Source organism: Wolbachia endosymbiont (group A) of Icerya purchasi (assembly GCF_947251635.1).
Classification (GTDB): domain Bacteria; phylum Pseudomonadota; class Alphaproteobacteria; order Rickettsiales; family Anaplasmataceae; genus Wolbachia; species Wolbachia pipientis.
In genome coordinates, this window is record NZ_OX366357.1 from 1,269,666 (window position 1) to 1,293,188 (window position 23,523).

Sequence of the window (23,523 nt, forward strand, 5' to 3'; positions counted from 1 at the left end):
ACTTGACTTAAATTAGCAATCATTTAACATTTAAGATAGTGTTCTTTGCCCGTTGGAGCTATAATTATAACTAATTACATTGGATTTATTTATTATGATTGCTAATCGTAAAAGCAGTGTTAAGCAGAAAAGTAACAAGAATAACATAGTTGGAAGCCTTGATGTAATAAAAACAGCAGGAGAGCTTTCACTTCAAAAAGGTTTAGATTTTGATGTTGTAATAAAGGCACTAGAAAGTGCTATAGAAGCAGTGGCTCATCAAAAATATGGTAGCAAAAGTAAAATTGTAGTTGATATAGATAGAAACACAGGCAAAGTTACTTCATATAGAAAACTAAAAGTTATTGATGATGAATCAAATGAAAAAGAGAATACTGAGTGTGAATCAATTACGCTTACACAAGCTAAATTAATAAAAGGAGATGCAAAAGTTGGAGATACTGTTAGTGAATTGCTCTCTCTTAACACTGATCTTGCTTCAGCAAGAATTGCCCAGCAAAAGATTGCTCAAGTAATTAAAGATGAAGAGTCAAAAAAGCAATATGAGGAGTTTAAAGATAAAGTGGGAGAAATAAGGTATGGTATTGTTAAACAAGTAGAATATTCAGATCTTATTATAGACATAAATGGCACTAGGGCATATCTTCCATTGCGAAATTTAACTGGTGGTGAATCATTTCGTGAAGGTGATAAGGTTAAAGCTTACATACAGACTGTTAAGCGCTCTGATGATGGACGTCAAATTATTCTTTCTAGGACTCATGAAGGCTTTTTGGAGGCATTATTAAATCAAGAAATACCAGAAATTGCTGACGGATTAGTGACAATTAAAGGTATAGCTAGAGATGCTGGTTCAAGGTCTAAGGTTGCCGTTTTCTCTCCCGACAAGAACATTGATCCAGTAGGTGCTTGTGTTGGAGTTAAGGGAGATAGAATAAAAACTATTATACACGAATTAAATGGTGAAAAAATTGACGTTATAAATTACTCCTCAGATTTGGGTCAATTTGTTATTAAAGCCATTACTCCTGCAGAAGTATCGAAGGTTATTATTGATGAAAATGAAAATTGCATAGAGTTAATAGTTGCTGAAGATCAATTGAGTTTAGCGATAGGAAAAAAGGGCCAGAATGTAAGATTAGCTTCAGAGCTTGTTGGATGGAAAATTGAGATATTAAGCACTCAGCAAGAATCAGAAAGGCGAAGTAAAGAACTTAGTCAATGTTCAGCTTTATTTGCTGAAGCTTTAAACTTAGAAGAGATTATGGGTCAGCTATTGGTAACAGAAGGTTTTTCAAGTGTAGAAGACATATCTAGCGCTTCAATTAAAGAGCTTGCTTCAATAGAGGGCTTTAATGAAGATATTGCAAACGAACTTCACAATAGAGCAAATAAGTACCTGAAAGCAGAAAATGATAGAAAAATAGAAGAGCTAAAAAGTTTAGGTATGGAGGATGATGTAATCAATTTAACTTTATCAATAGACAATAAAATTGCTCTTAGTAAGCATAATATTAAGACTTTAGAGGACATAGCAGATTTATCAAGTTATGAGTTTTGCAGCATACTCTCTTCCTCATCCGATAGCAAAGAAGATCTAAAAGATACAGTAGATTCAATAATCATAGAAGCACGTAAAAAGCTTGGATTAATATAATAAAATAATATGAATAATGAAGATATCAGTGATAAAAAATTAACGCTCCAAGGTTTAAGCAAGCTTAAATTAGACCTCAATTTAAACTCTTCAGCTAGCCCAAGTACTGGAGCTACAGTAGTAAAAAAAAGAAGAAAAAAATCTCATGATGCAGAAGAACATAATTTATTTGACGAGAGTAAATTATGTTCTTTAACAGAGAAAGAACAAATTTTTCGCATTAATGCTGTGCAGAATGCTGCTTTGCTGAAAGAAAGAAATCAGAGAGAAGAAAAAGAGAAAACAGCAAAAGAAGACAGCAATAAAGAGATTGACGAGAAAAATGAAGCGGACGCTTTATCTAAGGAAATAAATAAGCAAGTTTTAAGTAATACCCACTTAGTTGAACCAAAAGAAGATAGTATTGACCATGAGGACAACGATAAAAAGTCTTTTAAAGTCAACAAAGATATATATTCTAAGCATTCTAAACTGGTAATTGCACAGGCAATAGATGAAAAAACTGAACAACCCCCTGTATTTAAGCAAAGATTTGGTATAAAAGGTAGAAAGTCAAAGTTTACTAAGGGTAAAAATATATCAAGAGAAGTTATTATACCAGACAAAATAACTATCAGGGAGTTATCTATTCGCATGGCAGAAGATAGCAAGAGTGTGCTAAAAATGTTCAAAGAAGAAGTCGGTGAGAGTTATAGAGTAGATGATCTGGTGGATCCAGATATAGCATGTGAAATAGTGGAAAAATTTAATCATACGGCTAAACGAGTGAGCGATACCAACAGAGAAAAAGATTTATTTTTTATAGAAGGCAGAGAAAGCCTGCCTAAAAAACCTAAACCACCAATCGTCACTTTTATGGGACACGTCGATCATGGTAAAACCTCATTGCTCGATGCATTTCGTGAATCTAATGTTGCAGAAAGAGAGTCAGGTGGCATAACTCAACACATAGGTGCTTATCAAATAACGACAAAAGATAAGCAAAAAATTACCTTTATTGATACACCAGGACATGAAGCGTTCACTGCGATGCGTGCACGTGGTGCCAATATTACTAATATAGTTGTAATAGTAGTTGCAGCTGACGATGGAATCATGAAACAAACAGTTGAAGCAATAAATCATGCAAAAGCAGCAAATGTTTCTATTATAGTTGCTATTAATAAAATTGATAAATCTGAGCCTGGTGATGTAGAAAAAATAATTAATAGTTTGCCTCAATATGATCTCATTCCTGAAGAGCTTGGTGGTGATGTTATGATTATGCCAGTATCAGCAAAAAAGAAAACTAATTTAGATAAACTAGAAGAGGCGATTTTGTTAATCGCTGAATTAATGAAGCTAGAAGCAATAGAAGATTGTCGAGCACTTGGATGGGTAATAGAATCCAAAATAGATAAAGCGAAAGGAATATCAGCCACATTGATAGTTGAGGAAGGAACGTTAAAGGTTGGTGATATATTGGTAGTTGGTACAACATACAGCAAAGTACGTAGCATGGTTAATCACCTCGGTCAAAGAGAAAAAGCAGCACTACCCTCCGCTCCAATTGAAATTACTGGTCTAAATGGTGTGCCAAATGCTGGAGATAAATTTGTTGTTATAAATTCTGAAAAGCAGGCGCGTGAAATTGTTGAATACAGGCTAGAGTTAATCAAGAAAAAGAAAGAAGATTTGGGCGACAATAATTTAGATATATTCAGTCGTAATAACAGCGAAACAGAAGAACTATCTGTAGTTTTAAAGTGCGATGTAACTGGTTCTATTGAAGCAATATCAAGTTCAATTGATAAACTCGGTAAAGACCAAGTGAAATTAAATATCCTACACAAAGCAGTAGGAGGGATAACAGATTCAGATGTACTGCTTGCAGAAGCATCAAGTGCAGTAATTTTAGCTTTTAATGTAAAAGTGGATTCAAAAATAAGGGACTTGGCAAAACAAAAAGGTGTAGAAATACATACTTATAACATAATATACGAGCTCATTGACGACATGAGAATGTATTTAACTAAAATGTTAAAGCCTGTTACACGAGAGGTTCGTGTTGGCTTTGCATCTGTGAGGCAAATATTTAACGTATCTAAAGCTGGTAATATCATTGGATGTTACGTAAGTGATGGAGTCATAAGAAAAGATTCTTTAATTAAGGTAATGCGTGGTGGCAAATTGGTGCATGAAGGAAAGTTAAAAGCACTACGTAGATTTAAAGATGATGTTAAAGAAGTAGGTGTAAACTTTGAATGCGGAGTATCACTAGAGGGTAATATCGATATTAAAGTTGGAGATATTTTAGAAGCTTATCAATTAGTGCAAGAAGAAAGGGTATTATAGTAGCTGGATATGAAAAAGGAAATTAGAAACCTAAAAATAGCATCGGTATTGCATAGAGCAATATCAAGAGTCCTAATGGAAGGTAAGGTGTTCAATAAAAATGTAGCGGTATCTGACGTAAAATTAAGTAAAGATTTGAAAAAAGCAGATGTATATATTGTGTTATCTTCATTGAATATTCAAGTAGCTGACTACTTAGATCCAGAAAAAAGACGCACTGGAGATCCTTCTGAGAATAATTGTGATATTAACACTGTTGTTAATGAAATGAACCAGTCTGCATGGTCAATACGTAAATCTATATTGTGTTATGTTGATTTGCGATTTATACCTGAGTTAGTTTTCAAGCCTGATTTAGCGTTCGATAATTTTGTTAATGTAAGCAAAATATTACATAATCACACTTAATTAATGTATTTCAACCATTACTTTTCATTAATGAGGTTGCACAGTTTAACAGGTTTGTGGCTTGTGCTATTTCCCAGTTTGAGCGGTATTCTTTTAGCCCCAACTTCTCTATCATATCAGGCTCTTTTTCTCCTTGTTTTGTTTACTATAGGTGCATTTTTAATGAGACCCGCAGGGTGCATAATCAATGATATCTTCGATAGAAAAATAGATGCGCACGTTGAACGAACAAAATATAGGCCACTTGCAAGTGGTGCATTAAACATAAAGCAGGCTTTGGCTTTACTTTCACTGTTACTGTCTATTGCCCTGGTAATCTTATTATTAACTAATAAAACTACACTTATACTTGGAATAATCTCAATGTGTATGATAGCTACTTACCCTTTATTAAAGCGGTATGTTTGGTGGCCACAATTGTTCTTAGGGTTTACCTTCAATATGGGATCGCTCATGGGCTCAGCAGCAATAACAAACCAGATCAGTATAGAATCCTTGCTGTTTTATATAGGATGCGTCTTCTGGACACTTAGCTATGACACCATATACGCTCATCAAGATAAAAAAGATGATGAAAAACTCGGAATGAAATCTACCGCATTATATTTTGGTGATACAACAAAATCTTGGTTGAAAAGATTTTATTTAATATCTCTTATGACGTGGCTATATGCTGGTATCTTATCATCATTAAATAACATTTTTTATATTGCTCTACTTGCTGTAGGGTTCATATTTCACCGCCAATACAAAAATTTCAATCCTGACGATCCCAGTCAATGCATGTCCATATTTAAAAATAATTCCTACGTAGGGTTGCTTCTCTTTTTTGGTATCCTTTTAGATAGAATTATCACCTAGGTCTCAAGAGTTTTGGCTCTAATGAAGTCAATAAACTCAGGTACTCGCAGAAACGAAAAACTTGCTTGACACCCTTCGCCAGCCCTCTTATCATGAAACTGAAGGTATTCAGTTATCTTCATCTGTGCAGATTAAACAGCAAGAAAACAACGTGGTTGGCGTCTTATTTTTAATTTTTTGCACTATGTGCACCTTATGTCTTCACAATATTTCTAGGTTTTTACCTACACAAGCTGAAACGCGCTTATAAGTCGGTTAAGACAGTATAGTACGCCAATTTGCAGGATTAGAGAGTGACAACTAGCTAACACGGAGTTTCTTTTGCCTTTTTTCTGCTTAGTAAATTTCTTAAACATTTAAACTAAGGTGAGTTGCATTAAAAAGCAGCTAAATTGCAGTGTTTAAGACTTAAAAAACGCCAATACTGAAAATAGACAGTGACTAGGGCTTCTTTTGCCTTTTTTTTCATTTGGTAAATTTTTAATGTTTGTAGCTAAAGCAATTTAAGAGCCCGTGAAGGGTAGTGCTTGACACTGCCCTCCTTTGTCATCCCAGTGCCCAGACACTGGGATCCAGGATTTTGATTAGCATTAAGTTGGTGAGCATATAAAGTGTTATGTTAAAATATAACGTTTTTACGGAAAGTCTGGATCCCAGTGCTTGACACTGGGATGACACCTCTGGGCACTACCGTCATAAAGGAACCAGTGTCAGTTACTTGGATGACAGAAGAAGGTGCTGGGATGACAAGAAGAGGGCACTGCCGTCTTGGATGGGAACCAGTGTCAAGCTACTTGCATGACACCATCATAAAGTGTCACACGCTAGGATGACAAAAAAAGGACACTGTGACGGACTTAAATCACAATTATCAGTTAATGCTAATTACAGCATTATAAAAAACGCCAAACTTTTTTCTGCTTTTATGCAAGAAGTCTAGTCCATATATTCCTCCCACTTCTCCGTGACTTTTCTTACTATTTCCTCACTCATCTCAATTTTCTTTCCCCACTCTCGTTTGGTTTCAGGCGGAATTTTGTTTGTCGCATCAAATCCCATTTTACCTCCAAGTCCACTTTCAGGGGAAGCAAAGTCTAAATAATCAATAGGTGCATTTTCTATCATGATTGTGTCACGCACAGGGTCCATCCTCGTTGACATTGCCCACATCACTTCCTTCCAATCACGTACATTTATACCATCATCAACAACGATAATAAACTTCGTGTATAAAAACTGCTTTAGAACAGAAAGTATGCCCATAACAATTCTTTTTGCCTGCCCTGGATAGGATTTTTTTATCGACACTACCGCTATTCTATATGAGCAACCTTCCGGCGGCAGATAAAAATCCACTATCTCTGGAAATTGATTAATAAGAATGGGCACGAAAATTTCATTGAGTGCTTCACCAAGAATCGACGGTTCATCAGGTGGCTTGCCAGTGAAAGTGCTGAGATAAATTGGATTTTTGCGCATAGTAATTGCAGTAATATTAAATTCAGGAAATTGCTCAACAGAATTATAGTAACCAGTGTGGTCTCCATATGGTCCTTCATCTTGATATCTATTGAGGCTCACATAGCCTTCCAGAACGATTTCCGCGTGAGCTGGCACTTGAAGTGGAATAGTCTTACAATTTACAAGCTCAAGCGGCTTCTTTCGCAGCAGTCCAGCAAATTGGTATTCTGACAATGTTTCTGGCACTGGAGTTACCGCAGCAATAATCGTTACAGGATCACTACCGATCACAGCAGCAGCGGGAAATTTCATATCTCTGCCTTCTTCCTTCCAACGCTTATGGTGAGTTGCGCCACCTCTGTGTGCAAGCCAACGCATTAGTGTTGTTTTTTTATCTATAACCTGCATACGATATATTCCAAGATTAAAATTATCTTGCTTTTCTTTCGTGGGTCCTTTTGTTACCACAATCGGCCAGGTGATAAGTGGTGCAGGTTCATTTGGCCAGCATGTTTGAATGGGCAGTAGACTTAGGTCCACTTCATCTCCGGTTAGCACTACCTCTTGACATGGAGCCTTGCTCACGACTTTACTTCGCATCGATAACACGACTTTCAACAAAGGAAACATTTTTATAGCATCCTTAAAGTTTTTTGGCGGCTCAGGTGATTGCAAAAATGCTAAAAGTTTACCAAGATCTCTTAGTTCATCAGGATTTATGTTCAACCCCAATGCAATCCTCTTAATAGTACCAAATAAATTCACCAAAACAGGAATCGAATTTTTACCATTTTCTGTGACAACATTTTCAAAAATGATCGCTGGCCCTTTGTTTGACAAAACCCTACGGTGAATTTCTGTCATTTCAAGAACTGTTGAAACTTTCTCCTTAATCCTAATCAGATCTTTTTTTTCTTCTAAGGCTTTGATGAAGTCGTGTAAGTTGTTGTACATATTCCAGTTTTTAAAATTTTAAGTTTACATTTAGCTTTCAAGCACTTTATTGAAATTTGACCTATGCACTGTCTAGCGAGCTTTCAGTTAATTTGAGATCAAATCTTCATATTGCTTACTAAGTTTGTATTTCCTTCCTCTATTGGAAAAATCTACAATCTCGATAAACCCCATTTCCACCCACTTTTTACAAAGTTGCGCACTAGTACGAGGCTTAAAATTAAATAGTTCGCCAACCTGACTAGCTGTAATAGCGGAAAACTCCTGGAAGAGCTCAAGAGCTTTGCGTTGTTTAGGATCAAGCTTACGTATAAGATCAGTCTGATCAGTGTGGTATTCTTCTTTATTTATACGTTGTAAAACGTTTTCAAATGAATTTGCCATACCTTCTACGAAATACTCCACCCACTTAGTGATATCTGCTTCAGCTCGTCCCATGTAATAGTTGTGCGATGGACCTATACTGATTGCTTCATAATACGCTCCTAGATTCTTAGCATAATATTCTTCCAATGAATAAAGTCCTTTTAGGTCATATCCACCAAGGTGTAAAATTAATGTAGTCAACAATCTTGCAGTACGACCATTACCGTCATAGTAAGGGTGAATTGTTACAAATTGATAATGCGCAATACCTGCAATAATTGGGCAAGGTACTTGCTCACTGTCACGAATCCAATCAATCATACGGCTCATGAGCTTTGGTACATCCTTTGCTTCAGGTGGCATATAAATTATTGCACGTGTACGGCTATCACGAATAACGTTTTGACCATCACGATAAGAGGTTGGCTTCACTTTAGATTTTCCACTTGCCATTACTAGAGCATGAAGCGTTTGAATGGCTTTCTCAGTAATAAGTATTCCCCTTGCTGTCCATTGTTCAACTTGGGTTAAAGCTGCATAATATCCTTTAACCTCATTTTCATCTCTCCTATATTTTGGAAAGTGGCTTTTACCACTTAAAACCTCTTCAATCTGTTTAGGCTCAAGTCGATTTCCTTCAATCATAGTAGAATAGTGTGTGGTATAAAGCCGTGCAGTTTCACGAAGGGACGAGAGCATCGATACAGTGAGTGGCAAATGTAATACTTTTTCTTTTGCTGCTTCAATCCTCATAAGGCAATTAGCGGTTTTGGAGGTAATCGTATAATTTGGCATCGGCATAATATCTGCATTACATTACTTCTATATTATGCTGATAAAATGCAGATAATGCAACATTCACACAACACCAACCATAAACAGCAATAAATTCGGCTGATTGAGAAAGAAGTTTGTCTTGTAGAATAGCTATTTCTTTTTCTCTGCCAATTATTGGTTCACTCATATGTTTATTCCGCGGAGTTTGTTGAAATTATACACAGCGGAATAAAATTATCAACTTTGTTTTACCACCGTATTTACAGCGCGGCGGTAAAAGATAGAGCATCTCATAATTGGCTATTCTGGAGGTAGTTTTGTCACTTGCATCACCAAGTCTTCTGATGAACTTTGTGGTAATGTGCTTGAGTTTTATTGTATATAAAGTTTGTATTTGAGGTAAAATTGGCTATAAATATACTTGCTATGAATGTTTTTATATATTAATATTAGATGCTTCTTTTAATATACAGATAAATGTGTACTAAAAGTTTTATGTTGTAGGTTTTTAAATAAATTGTATGTCTAGAATATCGTTTTTATTGATCCTTATACTGGCAGTAGCAAGTTTACCAGTAATAAACAATTGGCTTTCAAATCGCAGCCAAATGCTAAGCGATGATTATATAGGTGAGAAATTAGATAATTATATAAGCAGGAATTTTGATAAGATCGTAAAAACTCTCAAAGAGGAGTCGATTAAAAGTAGTTACGCTGCTCGAGATAACGCGACCAAAGGTAAAATTTTACAGTACAAAAATGAAATATTTGACTCCGCTTATCCTTACTCAGGAAATGAAAATAGTAGTGTTGTAGCTGCAGGCTTCTTTGATTATTCTTGTGGACATTGCAAAGCTATAAAGAATGATATAAAGCAGTTAATTAACGACGGTAAAATTAAGTATATCTTTAGGGATGCTCCAATACTTGGTAACGCTTCTTTAAAGGCAGCAAAAAGTGCTTTAGCTGTCTATTTTCTCGATAAAGAAAAATATTTCGATTTTCACCATGCTGCTTTAAGTCACAAAGGAGAATTTTCAGACGAAAGCATATTGGATATAGTGAAAAGCATAGGGATTGATGAGGATGATTTTAATAGTTCCATGAAAAATAATGCAGACAAAATTGAGCAAATGATAAACAACAGTAGGCTCCTAGTAGGAAATTTGGGAGTAGGTGGTACACCTTCTTTAATAATAGGAGATAGCCTGTTCGTAGGAGCAACTGATTTGAATGTACTACGCAAAAAAGTAGATGAATTAAGTCGCAAGCAAGGCTAGTTTCAATTTGCCATAAAATTTTATTTTTTTGCTTGACAACTCAAATGAACCTGAGTATAGTAATTATAAATGTGATAAGTAGCGGCATGTAGGAGCTACGCAGTAACTCAAGAAAAGTAGGTGGTGCCTATAGTCAAGCGTAACCTTAGCCTGCAAAGATTGACTAATCCATTAAAAAGTGTTAAACTTAATATATAATTACCATTCTGGAGTTACAATATGAAAGAGTATAATTATGAAAGAGAATCAATTGCTCTTTTTCGACAAATCAAAGAAAAGAAAAAATCAAGTGATTTATTGGATAATTTAAAAAATGCTTGTCCCAAAAATCTAAACATAGGAATTGCTATAAAGACAGGAGATTGCTTTTTTTGACTCCGTGGCTCAAGGATTGAATGAGTTAAAACCTGGTAATCGTTTTACCGCAAAATCATTAAGGGAAGATTGTGCAGATTATGCTAAAGCAAATAAAAGATCAGATTTTTGGGTTTATAAAGCAGTAATAAAAGATGCTGGTATTGGTGGTTACTCTGTTGAGCTAGAAGGCCCATATGGTCCTATACAAGATCCAAAAACTAAAATAAATATGATAGATGAAGAGAAGACTTTTAACAAATATTTAGAGTGTATTACTAATACACATACAGAAACTGAAGCACCTATATGGGGTCGCCCAGAGATTGAAGGTAGAATGATATGTGATAAGTACGAAGTGGAGCTTTGTATTTATTCAATAGAGAAGTACGGTCAAAAAGTTACAGTTACTAAAATTACAGCGAATAATGATGATCCTAAAGTTTTTATAGAAGACGAGAATCTCGATCAGTTAAAGATAGATAATAGCAAAAAAACTGTAGGAGTAGTAAATTACATGAGGCATTTTGTGCCACTTCTTAGTAGAATCTCTGAGGATATAACAAAAAGTCAACCAGTTTCTAATGAAGAAATTCTTGGCACAGATAAAAGAGTTCCTACTTCTGATCAATCAGAGAAAGAAGTACAACAAGAAATAATTAATATCAGCACTAGTGCGCCGGTTTATGCGGATAAAGCAAGTCTTTCTTCTCATCAACCAGAGCAAAAAACACGACAAGAAAGAATTAATACCAGTACTAGTGGGATTAATCCACCGGTTTTACAAGATCATACGGATAGAGGAATTCCTACTTCTGATCAATCAGAGAAAGAAGTACAACAAGAAATAATTAATACCAGCACTAGTGCACCGGTTTATACGAATAAAGGAATCCCTGCCTCTCATCGGCAAGAACAAAAAACACAACAAAAAGGAGTACAAAAAAAAATTAATCAATAGTTACAGGAAAGAGGCTATTTATGGCACAGTTGCTGTGATAGCTGCTATAGTATTCACACCATCTGCTATAGCTGCTGCTTTTACTCAATCAATTCCTTTAGCATTCCTTGCTGGAATTGCTTTAGTCGTTGCATGTGTTTGTGTATATCAATTAACGCAGAGTCATAAGAACATTAATGAACTGAAGAGTGAGTTAGAAGAAAATAGTACCCTTACTTTTCTAGAAGAAACAGGATTAAAAATGCACGATCTTATTAATAAAGCAATTTCAAAAGTTTAAGATTTTTCCTACTTTATCTACATCAACTCAACTTTATTTCTACAGGAGGGTATATGTCATTCACAGAAATTAGATTTCCAGAAAATATATCTTATGGTTCCACTGGAGGACCGGAATTTTCTACTGACGTTGTAACAACTCACAATGGTTGTGAACAGCGCAACATCAATTGGTCTCATGCACGCACTAGATACAACATAGCTTACGGGGTCAGATCAAACGAGCAGCTACTAGAATTAATAACATTTTTTCATGCACGAAAAGGTAAAGCAATAGGGTTTCGTTTTAAGGATTGGTCGGATTTTATAGCCATTAATCAAGAGATTGGTATAGGAGATAACAAAAAAACGACTTTTCAGCTAATCAAAACTTATGTAAGTGGGGAAGATAAGCATATACGCATGATCAAAAAGCCAGTACATGGAACAGTAAAGATTTATTTAAATGGTAAAGAAGAGAGTGAATATTCAGTAAATTATTCAACGGGAGAAATAACATTTATGAAGCCACCAGTAAAAGATGCGATAATCACTGCGAGCTTCGAATTTGATGTGCCCGTACGCTTTGATACAGATTACTTAAACGCTTCGATTGATGACTATGGAAGCAATAGCTGGAATAATATCCCCTTGGTGGAAGTGAAATTTTAGTTATAAGCGAGCATAGATCCACATCATAGTAGGGCTACTAGTCTACCATAAATTGAAAAATTAAGCACCACTGAGGCTCTATACCTAAATGAGCCTCAGTATATGCAATTATTTTAAACTTTATCACCAGCTATATACTACAATGTTGCTGAGCTTTGCTAACATTTACACTTGAAGTTTGGGGAGATTCTAACTCAGTGCTTTTTTCTTCCTGCAAAATAGAAAGCTTCAACAACTCCTTTAGAATTGATTTTGCAAGTGTTGTATCATCTTTGTTTAAGATGTAGTCTAGCACGCCGTTTTTCTGTAAGAGATTAACAAAATATCTATCTCCCTCATTAAGAACCTCTATCTTGTTAATACAAGATAATACTAAATCCGAATTCTTTGTTGCTAAAATTCCATTCAAAAAGATATCTAATTTTGTTTTATCTTCAGTTAAGTCTTCAGCTAACCTATTTCTGATATTCTCATTGTCAAACACAATGTACTCGAGGTACGAGGAAGGCTCAATAAGTATAAAGTCCTCTAAAGGCACTAGTTCTGGATAGGTGCCAGCGTAATCAAGTATGCCACACTCAGTAATACACCCTCCTTTTCTTATAACACAGCAATTGAGACGACCATGATACATTGATAACAAAGAAAAAAGACGTATTATACTTGTACCTCTATCTTTCATTTCCTCGAAAAGCTTCCTATCATTTATTAATTTGTGCAAAATGTAATCCATAGCAGGACCTGATTTGCGGAAACGAAACATATTATTCTTTTCAAAAATGGCCTCAGCTAATTCGATAGACTTTTTATCCTCATCTATGAAAGCCTTTTCGTTTCTATTTAACTTTATGATCTCAGCTTTGCTATTGCTGCGTAGACTAGTTTGCCCTATTAAACGCGAATTCTGGATTAAGGAAGGAAGTATAGGAAATAGAAGGCTTTTTGGATTTGATGGAATAGGAGATGAGAGTAGAAAAGATATGAACCAAGAAATCAACAGGGGATCTATGGCGAGTGTGTTCAATTTCTAGTCTATTTTTTAGGTAACCAAAAACAGTCTCAATGATAGACCTTTTTCTCAGTAAAATCTTCTCATTTAGCGAAATTAATGTATTTTTCATACCTTTTTTCACCTTGGTAACAAGTTTCAAACCTCGGTCAAACAGCTTCTGAAAAAGCTCTTTTGCAATATAACCTTTGTCACCAAACAAAAGGCCGGTTAATTTTTCCGTCAAATTTGGCACAGGTATCCTATCATCAACATTGCCTTTTGTTAGCGTAAGTGCATGAATTTCACCATTTTCATTGATTACCATATGTAATTTGAAACCAAAAAACCAGCCGTAAGTACTCTTGCTTAATTTTGCAATTCCAGCAAAAACTTTGTTTTTGGATATTCTTTTTGCATGACAAACTGCAATGGGAGTTGTGTCTATATATGAAATTCCAGTGTTTTCTGACTGTCCACAAAGCCAATGCAACAACATTGCTAAATGCCACAAAACCCTAGGCTTTAGAGCAACAAACCTGGTATATGAAGGCAACTTTGGAAACTCTGATTTGTAGAGCAACGTTAGGTAATGTAGATAGAAAGTTTTGAAATTTTTACACGGAGATTGTTGATATAGCAGGATTATTGTCATGATTTCAGAGTGCTCAATTTCCGTTGTTCTTGTGGGTTTTTTACCATTTGGCAGTAGTTTGCCTGCAAAATTTTCTCTATATCTCTGCAAAAATCATCGACCAAACAAAACAGTTTTGTTATATCTTCCATGGGTAACCTCATCTATTTTTTTATAATTGCTGAGTTTACCCTGTTTTCTGCCTTTTCTATTCTCCTTTAATCCAGAATTCGCGTTTTAAACGCTTGACAAGCAAGATCAAGCTGCTTTTAATTGCAACTAACTTACGCTGCAAATGTTTAAGAAGTTTACTAAGCAGAAAAAAAGACAAAGAATCCCCGAGTTATCTAGTCTTTTACTATCTCTGTCGAGTATTGGCATTTTTTGATGTCTTGTAACGCTTTATAAGCGCGTTCAGCTTATTTAGATAAAAATCTAGATGTAGATGAAGTTTTGTAAAGACATACAGTACCTATATACTGCAAAAAATTGAACATAAGACGCCGATACATTAAGTAATCCTTACCTTTTAATCTGCAGATTGGCGAAAGCAAATACAATAGCTTCACTATCATGATAAGGGCGCTGGCGAAGGGTGTCAAGTAAGTTTTTCGTTTCTATAGCTACTACCACGATTGTATAGGTAATTCTTCACTTATAATAATGATTCAAGCCTTCAGCTCCTCAAACACTTCACTTGCTCTATTTAAAACAGAATCAGGAAAACCAGCAAGTTTTGCTACATGTATTCCATATGACTCATCTGCAATGCCTTCAATTACTTCATGTAGAAAAATAACCTCTCCGTTCCACTCTCTTATTTTTACACAAAAACATTTCACGTTCTTCAAGTATTTGCTTACTTTAGTTAATTCATGATAATGAGTTGCAAAAATGGCGCGGCACTTATTTACATTGTGAATATGTTCAATCACCGCCTGTGCAATAGATAATCCATCATACACCCCTGTGCCCCTACCAATTTCATCAAGTATCACCAAGGAACGGTCCGTTGCCTGATTTACTATCGTTGCTGTTTCGATCATCTCTACCATGAAGGTAGAATAACCAGCTGTTATATTATCCGTTGCGCCAACCCTGCTGAATATCTTGTCAATCACTCCAATATGTGCACTCTCTGCTGGCACAAATGACCCCATGTGAGCTAAAATTGCAATGAGAGCGTTTTGCCTCAAGAAAGTGCTTTTTCCAGCCATATTAGGACCAGTAATTAGATGTATACCAGCTAAATTGATGCTATTTGCAATGAATTTATCGTTAACTTCAACCACTGGATGTCTTCCGCTACAGATATTGAACTCTTTGCTGTCATCAATAATGGGTTTTACGTAATTATTTTGCACTGCAAGCTCTGCAAATGCGGTTCTAATATCAAGTTTTGCCAAAGCATTTGCAGCAAGAGCAATTTTTTCAGATTCTTTAGCGACTTCACTACACAGTTCACTAAAAATTTTCATTTCTAAGCCGATTGCAGCATCACGTGCCGTAAGAATTTTATTTTCTAGTTCTTTCAATTCATTAGTAGTGTAGCGCATGCTATTTGCTAAGCTTTGCCTATGAATAAATATATCCGAAGTTATTTTGTGATTTGCCGACACTTCAACGTAATAACCAAGTATGTTGTTGTGTAATATTTTGAGTGCGGCAATGCCAGTTAGGTCGCGATAAGATTCACGGAGTTTGGTTATTAGTTTATTACTATTATTTAATATGTAGGATAACTCAGATAATTCTGAGTTGTATTTTGAGTGAGTAAATCCTCCTTCTTTCACGGAACTGAGGTTATTATCGAGTATAGCACTATTTAACAGTTCAAATAGGTCTTTATGATTGCCAAGGCTTTTATGTATTGTGCTTAGTTCACTCTCGTCTGATTTTACTGTCATTCCAGCGCGTGACGCTGGCTGGATCTCAGTTTGGATGACATATTGTTGTGGGAGAGATCCATTTTCACCTGATTCAATTTTACATAAGAACTCAGACAATTCTAAAGTCTTTCCTAGGCCTATTTTTAATAGGTTCATATCCTTTGGTGAACCACGTCCTAGTATTAAGCGCGATAAAGACCTCTCAATATCTGGAATGTTAGATAATATCTCTCGTATTTTTTTGCGTGAATCATGATTATTTACAAAAAATTGAGCGGTGCTGAGCCTTAGGTTAATTGCCTTAGAACAAGCAAGTGGTGAGGCAAGCATTTGTTTTAACAGGCGTCCACCAGAGGCTGTAACTGTGTGATCAATAACTGAAATTAGTGAACCTTTCTTTTCACCAAATTGAGTTGAAAACAACTCAAGATTTCTCCTTGCTGAAGCATCAATAAGCATGAAATTTTGTTGCTTATAGGTTTTTGGGAATTCAAGCCTTGGAATAGAGCCCCTTTGTGTTACTCTGACATATTCAAGCAGTGCACCGCACGCCATGATTTCTACTTTGCTGAAATTTCCTATACTCCCAAGTTCCCTGATTTTATAAAACTCGCATAACGTTCTGTGAGATTTACTATACTCAAAAAAACTCTGGGCGTGTTGTGTAATTGATATTTTATAATTTTTTAAAACCGATCTAATTTTTTCATCCTCAGTGAATTTTTCAGAAATTAATAATTCTCTTGGTGATATACGCAATAAATCACTATCTAGAGCTTTCAAACTCGTTAAAGTGTGAAAAAATTTTCCCGTTGATAATTCAAGCCAACTAATAGCATATTCGTCATTTTGTTCAACTATGGACGCGAGATAATTATTGCTTTTATCCTCCAGTAGCGAATCTTCCATAATTGTACCTGGAGTTACAACTCGCACTACATCACGTTTTACTATGGATTTATAGCCCCTCTTTTTTGCTTCATCAGCAGTTTCTAATTGGTCACAGATTGCTACTTTGAATCCTAAATCTATTAGCTTGTGTAGGTAAGATTCACTACTGTGTGCTGGCACTCCACACATTGGTATGTCCTGCCCACACGAATTACCTCTCTTGGTTAGCACTATATTCAGCAATTTCGCAGCTTTAATAGCATCATTGAAAAACAATTCATAAAAATCTCCTAGCCTATAAAATAGCAGATGATCCTTGTATTGAGCTTTCAGGTTCAAATACTGCTCCGTCACAGGGGTGTTTTTTTCTTTTACGAAGCTCATAATATTTTTTAATATATTGTATTGATAAACGTTATTATAGATTATATTGCACATGTGAATAACATAAATTTTAAATAGGTGTATAGAGGGGAAAATTTAAAACAATTAAATTTCTTGGATCCAAGTAGTCAGGACACTTGGATGACATAAAGAGTAGGAGTATTTGATGACAAAAAAGCAAAAACACAGTTGTCATTCCAGCGCGTGAAGCTGGAATCCAGCTTCTATGCAACCTCATCAAAAACATTCATTTAGTGTAAGATCAGCTACTTTCCATGCTAGTTTACAAGCAAACTTTTCTGGATCCCAGTGTCAAGTACTGGGATGACATCATAGGGGCGCTGGGCATAAGTGTTGAAAGTAACACAAAAAAGACATAAAGAACTATTATTGCAAGAAAATGGAGGTAATAATGGATCAAATAGAAAGAGTACTAAATTTAATAAAAGATGAGGATTTAGAAAGGCTAGGAAAATTAAGTGAAGTAGATAAATGTAATACTAAATTGTTGGGCAAGATTATATTTAAAGGTCTAATGAAGTTAATATTAATGGGGCAAAAAACAAGCCTAAGAGCGCTAGAAATGGTAATAGACAGGTGTATAATGGATAAGAATAGCGATAAAAGTACAGTAACATACAGTGGTTTGTCAAAAAGGTTAAAAGTTATAAATCCAGAATATTTTAAGGGAGTATATATTGATTTGATGAGCAAGATTAAAAAGCTATTACCCCAAAAAACATCAAATAACTTACATAAGTTTGATTCGACGATCATAAATTTATCGGGATATCTCATAAAAGATGGGCTAAAAATAGGCGGTAAAAGTAACGACAGTCAAGTTAAAGTGAGTGTAGGATTAAAGGATCAATTGCCGACAAGTATAAGATTTTGTAAAGGACAAGAAGAAAGTAGTGAAGATATGGCATTAGTGAGAGCAATTAATGAAGCTAAAGTTGAAAAAGAGGATATTTTATTATTTGATAGAGGAATCAGAAAAGTTGGAACTTTTGCCGAATTTGATGAAAAGGAGTACAAATTTATCACAAGAGTTAAAGTAGGAAGAAAACATGATGTTATAAACGCAAATTCTGGATTAAGGAAGGAAGTATAGGAAATAGAAGGCTTTTTGGATTTGATGGAATAGGAGATGAGAGTAGAAAAGATATGAACCAAGAAATCAACAGGGGATCTATGGCGAGTGTGTTCAATTTCTAGTCTATTTTTTAGGTAACCAAAAACAGTCTCAATGATAGACCTTTTTCTCAGTAAAATCTTCTCATTTAGCGAAATTAATGTATTTTTCATACCTTTTTTCACCTTGGTAACAAGTTTCAAACCTCGGTCAAACAGCTTCTGAAAAAGCTCTTTTGCAATATAACCTTTGTCACCAAACAAAAGGCCGGTTAATTTTTCCGTCAAATTTGGCACAGGTATCCTATCATCAACATTGCCTTTTGTTAGCGTAAGTGCATGAATTTCACCATTTTCATTGATTACCATATGTAATTTGAAACCAAAAAACCAGCCGTAAGTACTCTTGCTTAATTTTGCAATTCCAGCAAAAACTTTGTTTTTGGATATTCTTTTTGCATGACAAACTGCAATGGGAGTTGTGTCTATATATGAAATTCCAGTGTTTTCTGACTGTCCACAAAGCCAATGCAACAACATTGCTAAATGCCACAAAACCCTAGGCTTTAGAGCAACAAACCTGGTATATGAAGGCAACTTTGGAAACTCTGATTTGTAGAGCAACGTTAGGTAATGTAGATAGAAAGTTTTGAAATTTTTACACGGAGATTGTTGATATAGCAGGATTATTGTCATGATTTCAGAGTGCTCAATTTCCGTTGTTCTTGTGGGTTTTTTACCATTTGGCAGTAGTTTGCCTGCAAAATTTTTCTCTATATCTCTGCAAAAATCATCGACCAAACAAAACAGTTTTGTTATATCTTCCATGGGTAACCTCATCTATTTTTTTATAACTGCTGAGTTTACCCTGTTTTCTGCCTTTTCTATTCTCCTTTAATCCAGAATTCGCGTTATAAAAGCTTTACTTGCCCACGCAAAAGTTGCTAAACACACTACTCAATATTTCCTCAACATCAATAATTCCAATCACCGCACCAAGTTCAAATGCAGCAAGCCTCAAATCTTCAGATATCAACTCAATTGGATTATCGATATTAAAACGTTGTAAATGTTCCAGTGCTTTCTGCATGTGATTCCTATGTCTTTGCCGAGTAATCACAGGAGTGTCTCTATCATGCCCAAATTTTTCCTCTGCCCTCTCTTTTATGAGAGAGATCAATTTGTTTGTACCTATTTCCTTTAGAATAGAAATGGGTAAAAGATCTATGCCATTAATTTTTATATTGTGATTATTGATAACATCGTCAGCTTTGCTCAATACATAAATAGTATCGCTATTTACAACGTTGCAATTGATATTATAACGCTGTTCAAAAGGAAATAGTTCTATTCTTAAATCAGCTTCAAAAGACCTTTTTTTCGCTCGACTTATACCTTCTGATTCTATTGGATCTGAACTCTCACGAATTCCAGCAGTATCAGAGAGAATGATTGGGTATCCGCCAATGTCAATATGAGCTTCAAGTATATCTCTTGTTGTGCCTGCATATTCAGAAACAATAGCAATATCACGCTTGGCTAAGAAATTAAACAGAGTTGATTTACCGACATTTGGTTCACCAGTTATTACAATATGTAAACCCTCACGCAACCTTTCGCCCCGTCTATTATCATTTAAATGCTCTTGTATCAACTGCACGAGAGATTGCACTTCATTATTAATTTTTTCCAATTCACTTTTTTCTGCCCAAATGTCCTCTGGAAAGTCTATATATGCTTCGATTTTGGATTGTATCGTTATTAATCTTTGCCTCCAATTGCTGTATAGTCTCTCCAATTCTCCTGATATCTGCTTAATCGCTTGTTTAGCTTGCATTTTCGTCTCAGCATCAATTAAGTCTGCAATCCCTTCTATTTGCGTTAAGTCAAATTTACCATTTAGAAAAGCCCTAAGTGAGAATTCTCCAGGCTTGGCCATAACGAAAACTTTTGATAATTCCTCCAAGATGATTTTTATAACTGCCTTGCTTCCATGCACTTGTAACTCTATAACGTCCTCGCCAGTGAAACTGTTTGGAGCAGGGAAATAGATGATTATTCCATTATCTATCAATTGACTGGAATCATCATATAGATCAACTAAAGTAGCAAATCTTGGTTTAATTTCTTTCTTAATATGAAAATGATTTAAAGCTTTAAGCGCGTAATTGCCTGAAATTCTGATTACTGCAACTCCTGACTTACCAAATACGGTCGACAAAGCGAAAATAGTTTCATTTGTGTTTGTCATTATTTATATAAACTACTTAGCAATGTTATACTTAAGGAACCAAAATACCTAATTTGAAAACATCTAAATTTTATTTATCTTGTCAATTTATAGTAATATAACACTATCATATTAATGAATATATTATATAAAAAAACTGTAAAGATCATCCAGGTAAAAATATTTATTTTGAAAACTGATAATATGATTTATAATGACTGACACAAGTTTTAAATATTTTATGCTCAGGAAATTAGCTTGGTACTGGTCTTTTGTAGAGTTAATTAAAGGGTTTGTTATTACATTAAAATATATGTTTAAGCCAAAGGTTACTTTGAGGTATCCTATGGAGAAGGGCCCTTTAAGTCCAAGGTTTCGTGGTGAGCATGCGTTGCGTAGGTATCCAAACGGTGAAGAACGATGCATAGCTTGTAAATTATGTGAAGTTATCTGCCCTGCTCAAGCAATAGTTATTGAAGCAGAGGAAAGAGAAGACGGTAGTCGCCGCACCACGCGCTATGATATTGATATGACAAAATGCATATACTGCGGACTTTGCCAAGAGGCATGTCCAGTTGATGCAATTGTTGAAGGTCCTAACTTTGAATTTGCTACTGAAACAAGAGAGGAGCTAATGTACAATAAAGAAAAGTTATTGCGTAATGGTGAAGTTTGGGAAGACGCAATTGCACTCAGGTTAAAAAAGAATAGGCCTTATTATTAATGTTCAGAGCTTATAACCCTGTTATCCATTATGATTTAGGGGCAGTGCCCACTAGGGGTGGTGTCATCCCAGTAGCTGATACACAACTGTACGAACATTTGTTTGCGAGGGCAGTATGTTAAATGTTATAGCCTGTTTTGCCTCAAACACAAAGGTGTCATCCCAGTGCTTGACACTGGGATCCAGTAAAATTGATTGTGAACAAGCACACTATACAACATTTTCAATGAAATTACAAAAAAGCTGGATTCCAGTGTCAAGCACTGGAATGACACCATTTGCTGTGCAATTTACCTTCGAAAATGAATGTTCGTATGGCTATGTGCATGACACTGGGATGACACCGTTGGAAGAAGCAAACCGCCTTCAAGCTACATGTCCGTATAGGTTTATTTATGGTTAGGATTACTTTTTCAACCGAACAAAAAGTAAAAGAATACAGTGGTAAAGTCATTGGCTTTGATATATTACAACCAGATGCTTTGAAAGAAGCAATTGCCTTTAAGGTAAATGGTGAGTTGCATGATCTCTCACGTGAAATTGAAGCTGATGCAGAGATAGAGGTGATACAACTGAGTGACGAAGCGGGTTTAGATATAATAAGGCATGATGCTGCTCACATAATGGCACAGGCAGTGAAAGAGCTATTTCCTAATACTCAGATTACTATCGGCCCAACAATTCAGGACGGTTTTTACTATGATTTTGCTACAGGTCGTACCTTCACTACGGACGATCTTACCGCAATAGAAAAGAAAATGAAAGAGATTGTAAAAAGTAACCACAGATTTGTTCGAGAAGTTTGGACTCGCAAGCAGGCAATTGATTTCTTTAGTGGTATAGGCGAAAAATATAAGGTTGATATTATCTCATCCATACCAGAGGGTGAAAACCTAACTGTTTATAGGCAAGGTGATTTTATTGACCTATGTCGTGGTCCGCACTCACCATCAACCGGCAGAGTTAAAGCGTTTAAACTTATGAAAGTAGCGGGTGCATACTGGCGAGGTGATGCAAAGGGCCCAATGTTGCAGCGAATATATGGTACAGCATGGAGAAATAAGGATGAATTAAACGCTTACCTTGAGTGCCTCAAAGAAGCAGAAAAACGTGATCACCGCAAAATTGCTAAGGATATGGATTTATTTCACATTCAAGAGGAAGCTGTTGGGCAGGTTTTTTGGCATAAACAAGGATATATTCTATATAATGTTCTTGAGTCTTACATCAGAAAGAAGCTAATAAATAATGGCTATTTTGAGGTAAAAACTCCTATTTTAGTAAGTAAAGAGCTGTGGGAAAGATCTGGACATTGGGATAAGTTTCGTGAAAATATGTTTATTGTTGACGAATCTGAGAATAAAAAGTTAGCAATAAAACCCATGAATTGTCCTTGTCATGTGCAGATTTTTAATTCTCACACCAGGAGCTACCGTGATTTACCAATACGTATGGCAGAGTTTGGCACATGCCATAGAAATGAAAGCTCAGGCTCATTGCACGGACTGATGCGAGTGCGTGGTTTTACGCAAGATGATGCACACATTTTTTGTATGGAAGAACAAGTGAATTATGAGACTATAAAGTTTTGTGACCTTTTGAAAGAAGTATATTCGAAAATTGGATTTAATGAAGTCTCAGTAAAATTTTCAGATCGTCCAGATGTCAGAGCTGGAACAGATGAAGTGTGGGACAGGGCTGAAAAAGCATTGCTTGAAGCTGTTAAGGAGGCAGGGCTCAGCTATGAGCTCAACCCTGGTGAAGGTGCGTTTTATGGTCCAAAGTTAGAGTTTGTCTTGAAAGATGCAATAGGTAGAAGCTGGCAATGTGGAACATTACAAGTTGATTTCATTTTACCAGAACGTCTGGGAGCTTTTTATATAGGGGCAGATGGACACAAGCATCACCCTGTCATGTTACATAGGGCAATTCTTGGGACTTTTGAGCGTTTTATTGGAATTTTGATAGAAAATTATGCAGGAAAATTTCCAGTTTGGCTTGCTCCAACGCAACTTGCTATTCTGACCATTACAAATGAGGCTGACGGTTATGCCACAGAAATCAGCAATGTCTTAAAAGAACAAGGTGTGAGAGTCAAGACTGATTTGACCAATGAAAAAATTAGTTATAAGATACGTTTGCATAGTCTAAACAAGGTTCCTATATTGTGGATTGTAGGCAAAAATGAAGTTAAAAGTAAAACTGTGTCAGTGAGAAATTTAGGATCGGAAAGACAGGAGTCTTTTTCTTTGGAGAAGGCTATTGAATTGTTGTTAAAAAGTATTAATTTGAATTAAGGGAGTTAA

Annotated in this window: 20 protein-coding genes and 2 pseudogenes; 14 read left to right on the forward strand and 8 right to left on the reverse strand. The window is 35.6% G+C overall.

Annotated elements, in window-relative coordinates; all coding sequences use genetic code 11:
• The first annotated feature begins 94 nt into the window (after positions 1 to 94).
• From nusA to OPR17_RS06715, 5 genes are all read left to right on the forward strand, one after another.
• Positions 95 to 1,657 carry a transcription termination factor NusA gene (nusA, locus tag OPR17_RS06695; RefSeq protein ID WP_265021598.1) on the forward strand — a complete coding sequence of 521 codons (1,563 nt, stop codon included), beginning with the start codon at positions 95 to 97 and terminating at the stop codon, positions 1,655 to 1,657.
• 9 nt (positions 1,658 to 1,666) lie between these two features.
• Positions 1,667 to 3,991: a translation initiation factor IF-2 gene (gene infB / locus OPR17_RS06700; protein WP_265021599.1), complete on the forward strand. Its 2,325-nt coding sequence runs from the start codon at positions 1,667 to 1,669 to the stop codon at positions 3,989 to 3,991.
• A 9-nt stretch (positions 3,992 to 4,000) separates the two neighbouring features.
• The gene (locus OPR17_RS06705) at positions 4,001 to 4,399 is read left to right on the forward strand and encodes a ribosome-binding factor A (protein ID WP_006279769.1); all 399 of its coding nucleotides are present in this window, start codon (positions 4,001 to 4,003) and stop codon (positions 4,397 to 4,399) included.
• Positions 4,400 to 4,402: 3 nt separating this feature from the next.
• On the forward strand, positions 4,403 to 5,260 hold the full coding sequence (ubiA, locus tag OPR17_RS06710) for a 4-hydroxybenzoate octaprenyltransferase (protein WP_265021600.1): 858 nt from the start codon (positions 4,403 to 4,405) through the stop codon (positions 5,258 to 5,260).
• 656 nt (positions 5,261 to 5,916) lie between these two features.
• Entirely contained in the window at positions 5,917 to 6,093 is a 177-nt protein-coding gene (locus OPR17_RS06715; protein WP_265021601.1) for a hypothetical protein, read from the forward strand.
• Between the two features lie 103 nt (positions 6,094 to 6,196).
• On the opposite strand, the gene OPR17_RS06720 is transcribed toward OPR17_RS06715, so the two are convergent.
• From OPR17_RS06720 to OPR17_RS06730, 3 genes are all read right to left on the reverse strand, one after another.
• Positions 6,197 to 7,675, reverse strand: coding sequence for a UbiD family decarboxylase (locus tag OPR17_RS06720; protein ID WP_265021602.1), 1,479 nt, complete (start codon positions 7,673 to 7,675; stop codon positions 6,197 to 6,199).
• An 87-nt stretch (positions 7,676 to 7,762) separates the two neighbouring features.
• Positions 7,763 to 8,842: a Fic family protein gene (locus tag OPR17_RS06725; RefSeq protein WP_265021603.1), complete on the reverse strand. Its 1,080-nt coding sequence runs from the start codon at positions 8,840 to 8,842 to the stop codon at positions 7,763 to 7,765.
• A gap of 10 nt (positions 8,843 to 8,852) precedes the next feature.
• A complete protein-coding gene (locus tag OPR17_RS06730) occupies positions 8,853 to 9,005 on the reverse strand; it encodes a hypothetical protein (RefSeq protein WP_265021604.1) in 153 nt (50 codons plus the stop codon).
• Between the two features lie 334 nt (positions 9,006 to 9,339).
• Here OPR17_RS06730 and OPR17_RS06735 point away from each other — a divergent pair, with 334 nt between their 5' ends.
• The 5 genes from OPR17_RS06735 to OPR17_RS06755 all read left to right on the forward strand — a co-directional run bounded on the left by OPR17_RS06735 (position 9,340) and on the right by OPR17_RS06755 (position 12,343).
• Positions 9,340 to 10,098: a DsbA family protein gene (locus OPR17_RS06735; RefSeq protein WP_265021605.1), complete on the forward strand. Its 759-nt coding sequence runs from the start codon at positions 9,340 to 9,342 to the stop codon at positions 10,096 to 10,098.
• Positions 10,099 to 10,317: 219 nt separating this feature from the next.
• The gene (locus OPR17_RS06740; protein WP_265021606.1) at positions 10,318 to 10,473 is read left to right on the forward strand and encodes a hypothetical protein; all 156 of its coding nucleotides are present in this window, start codon (positions 10,318 to 10,320) and stop codon (positions 10,471 to 10,473) included.
• 4 nt (positions 10,474 to 10,477) lie between these two features.
• Positions 10,478 to 11,413 carry an OTU domain-containing protein gene (locus tag OPR17_RS06745; protein WP_265021607.1) on the forward strand — a complete coding sequence of 312 codons (936 nt, stop codon included), beginning with the start codon at positions 10,478 to 10,480 and terminating at the stop codon, positions 11,411 to 11,413.
• A 34-nt stretch (positions 11,414 to 11,447) separates the two neighbouring features.
• Entirely contained in the window at positions 11,448 to 11,693 is a 246-nt protein-coding gene (locus OPR17_RS06750; protein ID WP_265021608.1) for a hypothetical protein, read from the forward strand.
• 53 nt (positions 11,694 to 11,746) lie between these two features.
• Positions 11,747 to 12,343: a TIGR02217 family protein gene (locus OPR17_RS06755; RefSeq protein WP_138265061.1), complete on the forward strand. Its 597-nt coding sequence runs from the start codon at positions 11,747 to 11,749 to the stop codon at positions 12,341 to 12,343.
• Positions 12,344 to 12,473: 130 nt separating this feature from the next.
• Here OPR17_RS06755 and OPR17_RS06760 read toward each other — a convergent pair whose 3' ends face one another.
• The 3 genes and pseudogenes from OPR17_RS06760 to mutS all read right to left on the reverse strand — a co-directional run bounded on the left by OPR17_RS06760 (position 12,474) and on the right by mutS (position 17,129).
• A complete protein-coding gene (locus OPR17_RS06760) occupies positions 12,474 to 13,076 on the reverse strand; it encodes a GTPase Era family protein (protein ID WP_265021609.1) in 603 nt (200 codons plus the stop codon).
• 145 nt (positions 13,077 to 13,221) lie between these two features.
• Positions 13,222 to 14,117 (reverse strand): annotated as a pseudogene (locus OPR17_RS06765) (IS982 family transposase).
• Positions 14,118 to 14,633: 516 nt separating this feature from the next.
• On the reverse strand, positions 14,634 to 17,129 hold the full coding sequence (gene mutS, locus OPR17_RS06770) for a DNA mismatch repair protein MutS (RefSeq protein ID WP_265022189.1): 2,496 nt from the start codon (positions 17,127 to 17,129) through the stop codon (positions 14,634 to 14,636).
• A gap of 400 nt (positions 17,130 to 17,529) precedes the next feature.
• On the opposite strand from mutS, the gene OPR17_RS06775 reads away from it, so the two are divergent.
• A complete protein-coding gene (locus tag OPR17_RS06775) occupies positions 17,530 to 18,243 on the forward strand; it encodes a hypothetical protein (protein ID WP_265021610.1) in 714 nt (237 codons plus the stop codon).
• Here OPR17_RS06775 and OPR17_RS06780 read toward each other — a convergent pair.
• Both OPR17_RS06780 and mnmE read right to left on the reverse strand, forming a co-directional pair.
• Positions 18,228 to 19,091: pseudogene (locus tag OPR17_RS06780) on the reverse strand (IS982 family transposase); the annotation flags it as partial. The gene OPR17_RS06775 and the pseudogene OPR17_RS06780 overlap by 16 nt on opposite strands.
• A 94-nt stretch (positions 19,092 to 19,185) precedes the next feature.
• The gene (mnmE, locus tag OPR17_RS06785) at positions 19,186 to 20,514 is read right to left on the reverse strand and encodes a tRNA uridine-5-carboxymethylaminomethyl(34) synthesis GTPase MnmE (RefSeq protein ID WP_265021611.1); all 1,329 of its coding nucleotides are present in this window, start codon (positions 20,512 to 20,514) and stop codon (positions 19,186 to 19,188) included.
• A gap of 220 nt (positions 20,515 to 20,734) precedes the next feature.
• Here mnmE and nuoI point away from each other — a divergent pair, with 220 nt between their 5' ends.
• From nuoI to thrS, 3 genes are all read left to right on the forward strand, one after another.
• A complete protein-coding gene (gene nuoI, locus OPR17_RS06790; RefSeq protein ID WP_265021612.1) occupies positions 20,735 to 21,217 on the forward strand; it encodes an NADH-quinone oxidoreductase subunit NuoI in 483 nt (160 codons plus the stop codon).
• 115 nt (positions 21,218 to 21,332) lie between these two features.
• Positions 21,333 to 21,620, forward strand: coding sequence for a hypothetical protein (locus tag OPR17_RS06795; RefSeq protein ID WP_265021613.1), 288 nt, complete (start codon positions 21,333 to 21,335; stop codon positions 21,618 to 21,620).
• Entirely contained in the window at positions 21,613 to 23,514 is a 1,902-nt protein-coding gene (thrS, locus tag OPR17_RS06800) for a threonine--tRNA ligase (protein WP_265021614.1), read from the forward strand. The genes OPR17_RS06795 and thrS overlap by 8 nt, the downstream gene beginning before the upstream one ends.
• The last annotated feature ends 9 nt before the right edge of the window (positions 23,515 to 23,523 follow it).

What these genes read in the sequence shown, in the direction of transcription:
- nusA (WP_265021598.1), top strand. Translation starts at nt 95, where the DNA reads ATGATTGCTAATCGTAAAAGCAGTGTTAAGCAGAAAAGTAACAAGAAT.
- infB (WP_265021599.1), top strand. Translation starts at nt 1,667, where the DNA reads ATGAATAATGAAGATATCAGTGATAAAAAATTAACGCTCCAAGGTTTA.
- OPR17_RS06705 (WP_006279769.1), top strand. Translation starts at nt 4,001, where the DNA reads ATGAAAAAGGAAATTAGAAACCTAAAAATAGCATCGGTATTGCATAGA.
- ubiA (WP_265021600.1), top strand. Translation starts at nt 4,403, where the DNA reads ATGTATTTCAACCATTACTTTTCATTAATGAGGTTGCACAGTTTAACA.
- OPR17_RS06720 (WP_265021602.1), bottom strand. Translation starts at nt 7,675, where the DNA reads ATGTACAACAACTTACACGACTTCATCAAAGCCTTAGAAGAAAAAAAA.
- OPR17_RS06725 (WP_265021603.1), bottom strand. Translation starts at nt 8,842, where the DNA reads ATGCCGATGCCAAATTATACGATTACCTCCAAAACCGCTAATTGCCTT.
- OPR17_RS06730 (WP_265021604.1), bottom strand. Translation starts at nt 9,005, where the DNA reads ATGAGTGAACCAATAATTGGCAGAGAAAAAGAAATAGCTATTCTACAA.
- OPR17_RS06735 (WP_265021605.1), top strand. Translation starts at nt 9,340, where the DNA reads ATGTCTAGAATATCGTTTTTATTGATCCTTATACTGGCAGTAGCAAGT.
- OPR17_RS06740 (WP_265021606.1), top strand. Translation starts at nt 10,318, where the DNA reads ATGAAAGAGTATAATTATGAAAGAGAATCAATTGCTCTTTTTCGACAA.
- OPR17_RS06755 (WP_138265061.1), top strand. Translation starts at nt 11,747, where the DNA reads ATGTCATTCACAGAAATTAGATTTCCAGAAAATATATCTTATGGTTCC.
- OPR17_RS06760 (WP_265021609.1), bottom strand. Translation starts at nt 13,076, where the DNA reads ATGGATTACATTTTGCACAAATTAATAAATGATAGGAAGCTTTTCGAG.
- mutS (WP_265022189.1), bottom strand. Translation starts at nt 17,129, where the DNA reads ATGAGCTTCGTAAAAGAAAAAAACACCCCTGTGACGGAGCAGTATTTG.
- OPR17_RS06775 (WP_265021610.1), top strand. Translation starts at nt 17,530, where the DNA reads ATGGAGGTAATAATGGATCAAATAGAAAGAGTACTAAATTTAATAAAA.
- mnmE (WP_265021611.1), bottom strand. Translation starts at nt 20,514, where the DNA reads ATGACAAACACAAATGAAACTATTTTCGCTTTGTCGACCGTATTTGGT.
- nuoI (WP_265021612.1), top strand. Translation starts at nt 20,735, where the DNA reads ATGCTCAGGAAATTAGCTTGGTACTGGTCTTTTGTAGAGTTAATTAAA.
- OPR17_RS06795 (WP_265021613.1), top strand. Translation starts at nt 21,333, where the DNA reads ATGTTAAATGTTATAGCCTGTTTTGCCTCAAACACAAAGGTGTCATCC.
- thrS (WP_265021614.1), top strand. Translation starts at nt 21,613, where the DNA reads ATGGTTAGGATTACTTTTTCAACCGAACAAAAAGTAAAAGAATACAGT.